Origin of the sequence: Streptomyces morookaense (genome assembly GCF_013030945.1) — a bacterium.
GTDB classification, from domain to species: domain Bacteria; phylum Actinomycetota; class Actinomycetes; order Streptomycetales; family Streptomycetaceae; genus Streptomyces; species Streptomyces morookaensis.
This window is the reverse complement of record NZ_JABBXF010000037.1, coordinates 89781-101876: the sequence shown is the minus strand read 5'-3', so window position 1 is coordinate 101876 and position 12096 is coordinate 89781. Positions and strand designations below refer to the sequence as shown.

The following is a 12096-nucleotide window of genomic DNA, read 5'->3' as shown; positions in this document are numbered from 1 at the left end:
CCGGGTCCAAAGAGATCGCCTGCGCGCCCGGGTGGTCGATTCCACCCCGGCCGGCCGGTGGCTGCTCACGTGTAACCGCCAAACGCTCCGGTCAGCGCGGCATGGAAGAGCATCGGCAGGCCGGCTGACACACCGCAACCGGCCTGCCTCTGACGACACCACGCCTGCAAAGTCAGCAGCTGCCCTCGGCGAAGATCTCTTCGGCCGTGGCGACGACGAACGCCTGGTCGAGCCACCGATCCAGGACATCCAGGTCGGAGCAGTCGGCGAGGCGTTCCCGCACCTCGTCCGGCACAGAAATCCCCCTCCGCTCCAGCACACGCAGCACCAACCGTGCGCGCTCCTTGGCCTTGCCCTCGGCAAGCCCCTCCGCGAGCCCCGCGGCTTTGCCCTCGGCGGCTCCGTCGGCCTTGCCCTCCAGGTACTTCTCCTCGACGAGCGTGCCACGCCCGGGGAAGAAAGAGCCCACACCCATCAGCTTCCTCCAGATTTCTCTCGCCTGGTCGTCTGCCAGGCCGACTTCCAGCAGTTCCGAGTAGTACGCGAAGGACACAGGGTCGGCTGTGCGCAGGGCACAGGCCAGCGCCTCCAGTATTGCCGCAGCGTTCCGGCCACGGCCATGTGTCATGGCCGCGAACGCCGCCAAAGTGAGGTCTTCGGCAGCCTCCCCCGGGTCCGTGATCACCGGGACGTTCCCCGGCCCCACCACCAACGGATGAACCGACAGAGCCTTCCAGTAGCCCGGGCCGAGCCGGAACGGCCCGGCCGCCCAGTCGGCGGTCGCCTTGTCACGGCACACCACGAGCAGGAGCGCCGGCCTCTCGTACTTCGCCGTCAAGTAGGCCAAGTAGTAGGCCCAGCTCGCCTCCTTGTCCGGATCCCGACGCCCCTGCGCCTCGATGGCGAGCACGAACCCCTCGCCCTCCGAGGGTTCGATGCGCAGCACGCTGTCCACCCGCCGCTCCAGCGGGCGGATCTCCGTCGCGTCCGCGGTGAGCACCTCGACCGTCGCCTTCTCGGGAGGCGGCAGGCCCAGGATCCTGAACACGGGCGCGAGCAGCTTCGGACGGTCCTGAAAGATCCGGTGCGAGGCCTCGTGATGTGAAGTGACCATGGGCCGACGTTATGAAGAGGGCACACAAGCCCGTTCGGCAAACGATCGATAGTCACGCGTTCGAGTGGCGAAGGTGCCGTATCCGCCCACGGGGCACCCAGGAGAGCCACAGCCGGCGTTGTCGAGCCGGTGAACCACTCGCTCGTCGTCAGCGGGACGACGTAGCTGCGGCGGGGGCGCACGCTCCGGCACCGACCGGCCTCGGCACCCCACCGCAGGCGGTTCGCCCCCTCAGCCCCGGTCCACCGCCGACAGCACCCGCCGCGCCAGCGGATGCGTCCGCACGATCTCGGCCAGCGATGTCGTCCCCCGCACAATCTGCGCGAACGCGCGCCACGCAGGCGGGAATCCGGTCAGCGCGGCATGGAACAGCCCGGGACGGCGCTCGAAGAGCGCCAGCAGGCGGCGGCCGACGCCCATTTCCACGCCGAGGCCCGCCTTGATGGCGAAGGCGTAGTTCAGCGCCTGCCGGCGCGCGTCGACGGCGTCCTGTGCCTCGGCGATGCGCACGGCCCACTCCCCCGCCAGGCGACCGGAGCGCAGGGCGAAGGAGATGCCCTCGCGGGTCCACGGCTCCAGCAGGCCGGCCGCGTCGCCGCAGACGATGACGCGGCCGCGGGAGAGCGGGGAGTCCTCGGACCGGCAACGGGTCAGGTGGCCGGAGGAGATGCTCGGCTCGAAGCCCGCCAGGCCCAGGCGGCCGATGAAGTCGTCCAGGTAGCGCTTGGTGGCGGCGCCCTCGCCGCGCGCCGAGATGACGCCGACGGTGAGGGTGTCGCCCTTCGGGAAGACCCAGCCGTAACTGCCGGGAATCGGGCCCCAGTCGATCAGCACCCGGCCGGCCCAGTCCTCGGCGACGGAGGCCGGCACCGGGATCTCGGCCTCCAGGCCGAGATCGACCTGGGCGAGCTTCACGCCGACGTGCGCCCCTATCCGGCCGGCGCTGCCGTCCGCGCCCACCACGGCGCGGGCGAGCAGGGTGCGGCCGTCGCCGAGGACGACGGCCACCGTGCGGCGGTCCGGCACGGACGGGCCGTGCTGCTCGACGCGGGAGACGGTCACGCCGGTGCGCACCTCGGCACCCGCGGCCCGCGCCGCGTCCACCAGGCCGGCGTCGAACTCCGGCCGGTTGATGAGCCCGAAGAGCATCCGCCGGGAGCGGCGGGTGCGGACCATCCTGCCGTTGTGCGAGAAGGTCACGGCGTGGATCCGGTCCCGCAACGGCAGCCGGAAGCCGGGCGGCAGGGCGTCCCGCGAGGGGCCGATGATGCCGCCGCCGCAGGTCTTGTAGCGCGGCAGTTCGGCCTTCTCCAGCAGCAGCACCCGGCGGCCCGCGGCGGCCGCGGCGTGCGCGGCGGAGGCCCCGGCGGGACCGCCGCCCACCACCACGACGTCCCACACCGGCTCCGTACCGGGCGTACCGGACACGTCCCGGCCCTCTTCCCGGGCTGTGCTGTCGCTGCTCACCGCGTTCTGCTCCCCATCGACCACCGGCTACGACTACGGTCCGCATCCTACGGCCCACCGGCCGGGACACCCGCCGCGGGAACGTCCGGGGCGGTCGTGCGAGGATCGGGGGACACATCCACGATCGCCCGTCACCCACGGACACGACGCCGCGCCCACAAGGAGCGTTCCATGGACACGTCCCCGACCCACCAGCCGGACCCGGCCGCACTCGCGACGACCGTCGCCTCGCTGCAGCCCCGCGCCAAGGCCGAGCTGGCCGAGCTGGTCGCCTTCAAGTCGGTCGCGGACGAGGCCCAGTTCCCGAAGAGCGAGTGCGAGGCGGCCGCGGCCTGGGTGGCCGGCGCCCTGCGCTCCGAGGGCTTCGAGGACGTCGCCCTGCTGGACACCCCCGACGGAACCCAGTCCGTCTACGGCATCCTGCCCGGCCCGGCCGGCGCCCCGACGGTGCTGCTCTACGCGCACTACGACGTGCAGCCGCCGCTGGACGAGGCCGCCTGGATCTCCCCGCCCTTCGAGCTGACCGAGCGCGACGGCCGCTGGTACGGGCGCGGTGCCGCCGACTGCAAGGGCGGCTTCATCATGCATCTGACCGCGCTGCGGGCGCTCAAGGAGCACGGCGGCATCCCGGTCACCGTCAAGATGATCGTCGAGGGCTCCGAGGAGCAGGGCACCGGCGGCCTGCAGCAGTACGCCGAGGCGCACCCCGAGCTGCTGACCGCCGACACCATCGTCATCGGCGACGCCGGCAACTTCCGGCTCGGCCTGCCGACCGTGACGGCCACGCTGCGCGGCATGACGCTCGTGCGGGTCCAGGTGGACACCCTGGAGGGCAACCTGCACTCCGGCATGTTCGGCGGTGCCGCGCCGGACGCACTGGCCGCCCTGATCCGCATCCTCGACTCGCTGCGCGCCGAGGACGGTTCGACGACCGTCGACGGCCTGGAGGCGGGCGGCGTCTGGGAGGGCCTGCAGTACCCGGAGGAGGACTTCCGCAAGGACGCGAAGGTCCTGGACGGTGTCTCCCTGATCGGCTCCGGCACGGTGGCCGACCGGCTGTGGGCCCGCCCCGCGGTCACGGTGCTCGGCATCGACTGCCCGCCGGTCGTCGGCGCCACCCCGTCCGTCCACGCGGGCGCCCGCGCCCTGATCAGCCTGCGCGTGCCCCCGGGCATGGACGCGGCCGAGGCGACGAAGCTGCTCGCCGCCCACCTGGAGGCGGCGGCCCCGTGGGACGCGCGCGTCTCCGTGGACCAGGTCGGCCAGGGTCAGCCCTTCCAGGCCGACACGCAGAGCCCCGCGTACGCCTCGATGGCCGAGGCGATGCAGGTGGCGTACCCCGGCGAGGAGATGCAGACCGCCGGCATGGGCGGCTCCATCCCGCTGTGCAACACGCTGGCCTCGCTCTACCCGGAGACGGAGATCCTCCTGATCGGCCTGAGCGAGCCGGAGGCCCAGATCCACGCGGTGAACGAGAGCGTGTCGCCGGAGGAACTGGAGCGGCTGTCGCTGGCGGAGGCGCTGTTCCTGGTGAACTACGCGCGCAGCAAGGGCTGATCGCTACGCGGGTCCGGCGGATTCTCGCGCCCCGCAGTGAGATGACTTCCATTGCCTTCCCGGGCTTCGCCCGGATCCCGGTGGTGCGTCAACTGCGGGCCGTCGGTGGCTGGTCGCGCAGTTCCCCGCGCCCCTTACGGGCGCGGGGAACCGTCACCCCACGGGAACCCCCGCCTCCAGGTTGAGCGCCCTCCCCCGCTCCCGTGCCCGCAGGGCCCACCGCAAGCGGCTCAGCCGCACCGGCGGCAGCATGGACGTCGCCTCGTCCTCCGTCACGAACCGCCACCCCCGCAGCTCCGACCCCGGCAGCAACAGCCGTCGCGCATCGGCCCCGGTGAGCCGCCCGCCGTCGAAGAGGAAGCGCAGGCCCCCGTACCCCGGCGGCGTCGGCGGCTCCCAGTCGACGACCAACAGGCGGGGCACCGCGGGGAGTTCGATCCCGATCTCCTCCGCCACCTCCCGCATCCCGGCCCTCGCGGGCGGCTCCCCCGGTTCCACGACGCCGCCCGGGAACTCCCAGCCCGGCTTGTACGTGGGGTCCACCAGCAGCACCCGGTCGTCCTCGTCGAACAGCAGCACCCCCGCGGCGAGCGTCTCGGCCGTCGGCTCCGGCGTCTGCACGATCTCGCACGGCCCGGCGGCCCCGCTGCGCACCGCCTCCGCGACACGCTCGGCCGTCTCCTGCGGCGTGAGCCGGCTGTTGTCGACGGCGAAGGCGTCGTCCTTGAGCCAGGTCTCCAACGCCTCGCCGTAGGGGGCGAGATGCTCCCGTGCCCACTGCCGGACGGCCTCGCTGCGCACGGGGTCGTGCGCGAACTCCACCCGCCCCTCGATCCGCGAGCGCAGGATCGTTTCCTCGGGGGCCAGCAGCACATGCCGTACCGGGATCCGCCGCGAGGCCAGCCCCCCGAAGATCTCGTCCCGGTACTCCTGCCGCAGCAGCGTCATGGGGACGACGAGCACGCCGCCCAGCTCCGCGAGCAGCGCCGCCGCCGTGTCCACCACCATGCGGCGCCAGACCGGCAGGTCCTGGTAGTCGGTCACCCCCGCCATGCGCGGCGCCGGCAGCAGATGGCGCAGTGCCCCGCCGGTCACCTCGGGGTCGTAGAGGGTGCTGCCGGGGATGAGCTCGGTCAGCCGGCGCGCCGTACTGGTCTTCCCCGCACCGAACGCGCCGTTCAGCCAGACGATCACGGTTCCCCCTTTTCCGTAGCCCCCTGTGTACTGCCCGGTACACCTTGCCACGGAAAGGTGTACGAGCGGCATGGTGCAGGGTCAACACCATGCGCTCAGGACGCGGCAGTTCCCCACAGCCCCAGCGCCTCCGCGGCTGCGGCCGCGGCCCCCACCAGGCCGGCGTCGCCGCCGAGCCGGGCGGGCACGACCTCGATGCCCGCCGTGAACGAGAGCGTGGCGTACTCGCGCAACTGCTCCCGCAACGGGGCGAAGAGGATGTCCCCGGCACCGGCCACGCCGCCGCCTATCACGGCCACCTCGATCTCGACGAGCGTCGCCGTGGCCGCGATGCCCGCGGCGAGCGCCCGGGCCGCCCGGGCGAAGGAGGCGAGGGCGAGGGGGTCCCCGGCGCGGGCGGCCACGGCGACACCGGCGGCGCTCGCGTCACCGTCGGGCCCCGGCCGCCAGCCGGACTCCCGTGCGCGGCGGGCGATATGGGGTCCGCTGGCGATCCGCTCGACGCAGCCGCGGCCGCCGCAGGCGCAGGGGTCGCCGTCCAAGTCGACGCTGATGTGCCCGATATGGCCCGCGTTGCCCGTGGGCCCGGTGTGCAGCCGGCCGCCGAGGACGAGTCCGCCGCCCACGCCGGTGGAGACCACCATGCACAGCGCGTTGGCCCGGCCGCGGGCCGCGCCCCGCCAGTGCTCGGCCGCGGTCATCGCGACCCCGTCCCCGACGAGCACCACGGGCAGTCCGCCGATGCGCCGCGTCACCTCGGCGACCAGTGGAAACCCGCGCCAGCCGGGCACGTTGACCGGGCTGACGGTGCCCGTGGAGGCGTCCACGGGCCCCGCGCTGCCGATTCCCGCGGCCCGCACCCGGGACCAGTCGGCCGAGCGGCGCAGCTCGTCGAGCACCTGGGCCACGGCGCCCATCACCGTGGCACCGTCCGCGTGCGCGGGGGTCGGCCGCTGCGCCCGCAGGAGCAGCCGGCCCCGGCCGTCCACCAGCGCTCCGGCGATCTTGGTGCCGCCGATGTCGAGAGCGGCGACGAGGCCGGCGAGTCCGTCGTGCATGGGGGGTGTTCTCTCCTGACCGGGATGCGGGGCGGGGCACTGGGGCGTGTCCGACGGGTCGGCACGGACCCTAGGGGGAACGCCCAGTCTCCCCCGCTCTTGACAACGTTGTCCAGGCTCTATGCTCTAGCACGCCAACAGGCCACCGCCCCACCCCGCCCCGCTCCGGAGGACGAGCCGTCCGTGACCGACCGCGCCGCCACCCCCCGCACCCCGCAGCAGCCCCGCTACGGCACCCGCCCGACGATGAAGGACGTGGCCGCCCGCGCCGGGGTGGGCCTGAAGACCGTATCGCGCGTGGTCAACGGCGAGCCAGGGGTCACGGCGGACACCGAGCGGCGCGTCCGCGAGGCGATCGGCGCCCTCGGCTTCCGCCGCAACGACAGCGCCCGCATCCTGCGCAAGGGCCGCACCGCCTCCATCGGCCTGGTCCTGGAGGACCTGGCCGACCCCTTCTACGCCCCGCTCAACCGTGCCGTCGAGGAGGTCGCCCGCGACCACGGCGCCCTGCTCTTCAACGGCTCCAGCGCGGAGAACGCCGACCGCGAGCGCGAACTCGCCCTCGCCCTGTGCGCCCGCCGCGTCGACGGCCTCATCGTGATCCCGGCCGGACACGACCACCGCTACCTGGAACCGGAGATAGCGGCGGGCGTCGCCACGGTCTTCGTCGACCGCCCCGCGGGCCGGATCGACGCCGACGCGGTGCTCTCCGACAACTTCGGCGGCGCCCGCGACGGCGTCGCCCACCTCGTCGCCCACGGCCACCGCCGCATCGGCTTCATCGGCGACCGCCCCACCGTCCACACCGCGACCGAGCGACTGCGCGGCTACCACGCCGCGCTGGACGCCGCGGGCCTTCCCGCGGACGACTCCCGGATCTCGCTGGGCCCCACGACCCCCGAGCGCGTGGCGGCCGAGGCGCAACGCATGCTCACGGGACCGCACCCGGTGACGGCCCTCTTCACGGGCAACAACCGTGTGACGGCAACGGCCGTCCGCGTCCTCGCCCGGCACCCCCGCCCCGTCGCGCTGGTCGGCTTCGACGACCTCGAACTCGCCGACCTGCTCTCCCCCGCCGTGACGGTCGTCGCCCAGGACGCGGCACGCCTGGGCCGCACGGCGGCGGAACTCCTCTTCCGCCGCCTGGACGGCGCGGGTGAGCAACCGCGCCAAGTGGTGCTGCCGACACGGCTGATCGCGCGGGGGTCGGGGGAACTGCCGCCGGCGGACACCCCCTAGGGCGTGTCCGATGGGTCGGCGCAGGCTCCGCGGCGTCTGGTGCTGGGGGCACCTCCCAGCGGTAGCTGGGGGAGCATCGCAAGGCGGAGCATTACCCGCGTACTGGGCGTACTCGGGTGATGCGACAACGCGGCGAGGTGCCGTGCCAGGCGTCGCGGGGCCCGCGCCGACCCGTCGGACACGCCCTAGGACACACGCACCAGGGGTGGGGCGTCAGAACTCGAACGTCACATTGCTGAGCATCCAGACGAACCCCACCACGCCGCAGAGCAACAGCCCCAGCGCCCCCAGGAACGCCCCGGTCGCGGCCCCGACTCCTCCATGCTTCCCGCGGGCGCTCGCGACGATCCCGCCCAGGAAGGCCCCGGTCAGGGGTGTGCCGAAGACGATGGCGGAAACCGCGGCGAACTGGACGTGGTTGTCGTGATTGCTCTTCCAGTCGAACGACGACGGGTGCCGGACGGTGTCGAGGGCCTGCGACCATACCCACACGCTGGGCGCCAGGAAGAATGCCGCCAGCACGAGAATGGAGAGAACGAGCACGCCTCTGCCGTCGTGGGCGCGCACCATGTCGGTTCTTTCGGTCATGCCCCCATCCTGGAGGACAGGATCGCGGCCGCCTATCCGCTCTCGTACTCAGATACTCAGGTCGCCGGACCGGGCCCGCCCGGCCAGCCGCTCGATATCCGCCCAGGCCGGCGCGGCGACCTCCGACTCGTCGATCGCCCCGCAGTCGCGACCGCGCAGCAGGTGGCTGCCGAGCGCGCGGGCGGTGGCGGGTTCGTCGAGGACGCCGGCGCCCGTCGACCCGGCGATGTAGGCGGCGAGACGGGACACGGCCTGCTCCACACCCTCCCGGTAGAAGGAATAGACGGCGGCGTAGCGCGTGGGCAGGTGAGCAGGGTGCATGTCCCAGCCCTGGTGGTAGGCGCGGGCCAACGACCGCCGGACGAGCCGGTGATGGAGCCGCCAGGCCTCGTGGACGCGCTCGGTCGTCCCGACGGGCAGCACGTTCGTGGACCCGTCCGACAGCCGCACCCCCGTACCGGCGGCCGCCACCTGCATCACGGCCTTGGCGTGGTCGGCCACCGGGTGGTCGGGCGACTGGTGGGCAGGGCTCACGCCGCATGCGGCGCTGTAGTCGAAGGTGCCGTAGTGGAGGGAGGTGACGCGCCCGCCGCCGGCCTCGATGAGCCGGGCCACGGTGGCGCGCCCGTCGGCGCCGAGCACGGCCTGGGTGGTCTCGACCTGTATCTCGAACCGGATCCGCCCGGCCACCAGCCCGCGCGCCTGCTCGAACTCCTCGGCCAACTGCACCATGGCGGCGACCTGTTCGGGGTACGTGACCTTGGGCAGGGTGAGCACGAGCCCGTCCGGCAGCCCTCCGGCCTCCATGAGTCCGGTGAGGAAGATGTCGAGGGTACGGATGCCGCGGTCGCGGACGGGGGCCTCCAGGCACTTCATGCGGATCCCCATGTACGGGGCGGCCGTGCCCTGTTCGTACGCCTCGGCCACGAGGCGCGCCGCCCGGGCGGCGGCCGCGTCCTCCTCGGCGTGTGGGCGCGGCCCGTAGCCGTCCTCGAAGTCGATCCGCAGATCCTCGACGGGTTCGCGGCGCAGCTTGGCGCGTATGCGCTCGTACACGGGGGCGGCGAGGGCCGCGGGCATGCGGAGGATGTTGCCGAACGTGTCGGCATCGGGGGCGTGTTCGTCGAGTGCGGCGAGCGCCCGGTCGCCCCAGGAACGGACGGTGCCGGCCGCGAAGGCGTCGGCGGGGACGTAGACGGTGTGCACGGGCTGCCGGGTACCGGGGTCGCCCGGATAGCGGCGGGCGAGTTCGGCGTCGACGTGGGCGAGGGAGGCGGCGATGCGCGCGGGGAGGGCGGGGGCGAAGGTCGTCGTGATCGTGTGCTGTTGGTGCTCTTCCATGTCGCTGCCGCCCTCCAGACTTCCGCTGCACGGAAATGACCATCCGTGGGGCGAAGTTAATCGCGGGGGCAGAGGGGGTCAACACCGGCTGCTCGGATCCCTACCGCTCCAGTTGCAGCAGAGGTCCGACTACACCGGAGGGTGGAGCCGGGATTCAATCGCCCGTTTGACGCGCCTGTCGCGCCCCGTCCCGTAGCTTTCCGATGGCCGACCAGGCAGGAAGTGCAAGGAAGTGCCCGGCACATGACCATCATGGGGGAAGATGACAGCGAAGGCGAAGCATCGCGCAGCCCTGGCGGCTGCCGCTCTCGGTACGGCCGCGCTGGCCACGCTGGGGGCGAGCGGCCCGGCTCAGGCGCAACCGCACGCGCCGGCCGCCCAGAACCAGAAGTGCGCCACCCTGTGGGTTCGTTCCGATCACATCGACGTCTGCTGGAACTGGTACGGCAACAGCCATGGCAGTTACAACGGTTCGTACTGGGGAAGGTTCTTCGACAACCATCGGGACGGCAGGTCGCTCTACCTTCAGGCCAACATCAACAATGACCGCTGGGTCGGAGTGAAGGCTGCCGGGTACGACATCTCCTACGGCGTTCCGTTCAGCGGTGACTACACGGACATCAAGCACCTGACGTTCCGCGCCTGCCTCACCAACGGCGGCGGCTGCGGCCACCCGCCGAAGTGACGGCACGAGATCCGAGGCGCCCGGGCCGACAGGCTCGGGCGCCGACAGCTCAGGCGTCTTCAGCCTCACGCGTCTTCAGCGTCAGACGCCTTCAGCCTCAGACGTCTTCAGGACCCGGCCGACCGAAAGTGCCAGATGATTTCCGCCGGTACGCGCGCAGTTGCCGCTTCCGCCGCCTCCGGCACCAGATCCGCCAGGCCCCACGGCCAGAGTTCCCACGGCACCGGTGTGCTTGCGCGTGCCTGTCCCGACCGCCGGCCGGCCAGCATCGGCGGCTCCTCGCAGCGCCGGACCTGCAGTCCCGCCGCGAGTGCGGCACGCAGATAGTCCCCGGTGGAGTGGCAGTGGCTCGCCACGCGCCCAGGCGTTCCGTCCGGCAGGCGCACCGACGGAACCGCACCGCGCGCCACCCTCTCGGGATGCACGTCGGAGGTCAGCAGATGGCCGCCCGGGCGCAGCACCCTGGCGAACTCCGCCAGTACCGGCCGCAGATCGGGCACATGGGTCAACGCCAGGGAGCAGACGACGAGGTCCACGGCATCGTCGGCCACGGGCAGCCGGCACAGGTCGCCGAGGCGGAAGTCACCGCCCGGCACCCGTGTGCGCGCCTGCGCGAGCATGTCCGGCGAGCTGTCGACGCCGAGGACGTGATGACCGCGCCCGGCCAGCAGGGCCGCGATCCGGCCAGTGCCGCACGCGGCGTCCAGGGCGGTACCGGCCGGCAGCGCGTCGAGGATCTCCCCGATCACCGGCTCGTCGACGGCGAACGCCGTGTTGGGGCTGTCGTAGGTCTGCGACCAGATCCGGTAGCCGTCCACCGTGTCCACCCGGGCGACGTCCACGGCCGCGTCCGCCAGCGACTCGTCGTCGAGCAGCTTCCGGATCTCGGCGATGCGCGCGGCGGCGAACTCACGGTCGCGCTCTCCGGTGAACGAGCGCAGCAGGGCGAGGCCTTCGAGGCCGAGCAGATAGGCGAGCGGGCTCTCGTACGTCACGGCGCGACGCTAACGAGGCCGGCCTTGCCGGTGCCAACGGATTTATGAACGCGGGGCTCATGCATCCTCGACGAGCACGTCGTCGATGAGGACGGCCAGACCGTCCAGGATGCGCTCCAGCCCGAACTCCCAGGCCTGGTCCCGCCCTCCGCCGGGTTCCGACGCCGAGGCGAAGGCGGCGGCGAGCGCGGGGAACCTCTCGCCGTGCTCCTGCATCAACTGCGCGAGGACGGCGCCGAGTTCCTTCTCGGGCTCGGCCCCCTCCGATCCGGCCGCGCGGGTCTGGGCGGCGATTCCGCGCGCATGGTTGACCAACAGGACGGCGGCGTCCATCCGCTGGGCACCGCCGAGCCGCGTACCGTCCAGTGCGGCCACGGCCCGCTCCATCCAGGACAGCTCCATGGGGCCCATGACGCGGGGCCCGACAGTGGCGTCCAGCACCCACGGGTGCAGCCGGAAGGCGGCGAACAGCCGCCGCGCCCAGTCGTCGAGCTGCGCCCGCCAGCCTTCCCCTTCGGCGGGGGCCGGTGCGGGACCGAGCGAGGCGTCCACCATCAGGGAGATCAGCTCGGCCTTGCCGGGCACGTACCGGTAGAGCGCCATCTTGGTGACGCCCAGCAGGGCGGCGACCCGCTGCATGGACACGGCGTCCAGGCCTTCGGCGTCCGCGACCTCGATCCCGGCCTGCGCGATGCGGCCGAGGTCGAGCGTGCGCCGCGGCCCCCGGGCGGGCCCGGGACGGGACCCCCACAACAGCCGCACCGTTTCGGCGTGCTGCTCCTTGCCGTTCATGAACGCACCCTCCCCCGGCTTGCCGGACCAACAGAACTGTGTCTAAGGTACACAGTAATTACTGAG

Annotated in this window: 11 protein-coding genes; 3 read left to right on the top strand and 8 right to left on the bottom strand. The window is 72.7% G+C overall.

What is annotated here, in order from left to right; all coding sequences use genetic code 11:
- Positions 1–172 precede the first annotated feature (172 nt).
- The gene (locus tag HG542_RS17615; protein WP_171082514.1) at positions 173–1114 is read right to left on the bottom strand and encodes an RpnC/YadD family protein; all 942 of its coding nucleotides are present in this window, start codon (positions 1112–1114) and stop codon (positions 173–175) included.
- A 231-nt stretch (positions 1115–1345) separates the two neighbouring features.
- Positions 1346–2542 (bottom strand): geranylgeranyl reductase family protein, encoded by a 1197-nt coding sequence (locus HG542_RS17610; RefSeq protein WP_171082587.1) that lies wholly within the window; start codon positions 2540–2542, stop codon positions 1346–1348.
- A gap of 210 nt (positions 2543–2752) precedes the next feature.
- Between HG542_RS17610 and HG542_RS17605 the strand changes: the two genes are divergently transcribed.
- A complete protein-coding gene (locus HG542_RS17605) occupies positions 2753–4138 on the top strand; it encodes a dipeptidase (RefSeq protein ID WP_171082512.1) in 1386 nt (461 codons plus the stop codon).
- Positions 4139–4291: 153 nt separating this feature from the next.
- On the opposite strand, the gene HG542_RS17600 is transcribed toward HG542_RS17605, so the two are convergent.
- The gene (locus HG542_RS17600; protein ID WP_171082510.1) at positions 4292–5332 is read right to left on the bottom strand and encodes an NUDIX hydrolase; all 1041 of its coding nucleotides are present in this window, start codon (positions 5330–5332) and stop codon (positions 4292–4294) included.
- Positions 5333–5427: 95 nt separating this feature from the next.
- Positions 5428–6390, bottom strand: a complete 963-nt coding sequence (locus tag HG542_RS17595) for an ROK family protein (protein ID WP_171082509.1) — start codon at positions 6388–6390, stop codon at positions 5428–5430.
- 246 nt (positions 6391–6636) lie between these two features.
- Here HG542_RS17595 and HG542_RS17590 point away from each other — a divergent pair, with 246 nt between their 5' ends.
- Positions 6637–7629, top strand: a complete 993-nt coding sequence (locus HG542_RS17590) for a LacI family DNA-binding transcriptional regulator (RefSeq protein ID WP_171082585.1) — start codon at positions 6637–6639, stop codon at positions 7627–7629.
- Between the two features lie 213 nt (positions 7630–7842).
- Here HG542_RS17590 and HG542_RS17585 read toward each other — a convergent pair whose 3' ends face one another.
- Both HG542_RS17585 and HG542_RS17580 read right to left on the bottom strand, forming a co-directional pair.
- A complete protein-coding gene (locus tag HG542_RS17585) occupies positions 7843–8217 on the bottom strand; it encodes a hypothetical protein (RefSeq protein WP_171082507.1) in 375 nt (124 codons plus the stop codon).
- A gap of 48 nt (positions 8218–8265) precedes the next feature.
- Positions 8266–9558 carry a DUF6986 family protein gene (locus HG542_RS17580; RefSeq protein WP_171082505.1) on the bottom strand — a complete coding sequence of 431 codons (1293 nt, stop codon included), beginning with the start codon at positions 9556–9558 and terminating at the stop codon, positions 8266–8268.
- A gap of 262 nt (positions 9559–9820) precedes the next feature.
- Between HG542_RS17580 and HG542_RS17575 the strand changes: the two genes are divergently transcribed.
- The gene (locus HG542_RS17575) at positions 9821–10243 is read left to right on the top strand and encodes a hypothetical protein (RefSeq protein WP_171082503.1); all 423 of its coding nucleotides are present in this window, start codon (positions 9821–9823) and stop codon (positions 10241–10243) included.
- A 107-nt stretch (positions 10244–10350) separates the two neighbouring features.
- Here the strand turns inward: HG542_RS17575 and HG542_RS17570 are convergent, their stop codons facing one another.
- Positions 10351–11238 carry a class I SAM-dependent methyltransferase gene (locus HG542_RS17570; protein WP_171082501.1) on the bottom strand — a complete coding sequence of 296 codons (888 nt, stop codon included), beginning with the start codon at positions 11236–11238 and terminating at the stop codon, positions 10351–10353.
- A gap of 57 nt (positions 11239–11295) precedes the next feature.
- On the bottom strand, positions 11296–12030 hold the full coding sequence (locus HG542_RS17565) for a TetR/AcrR family transcriptional regulator (RefSeq protein WP_171082499.1): 735 nt from the start codon (positions 12028–12030) through the stop codon (positions 11296–11298).
- Positions 12031–12096: the final 66 nt, after the last annotated feature.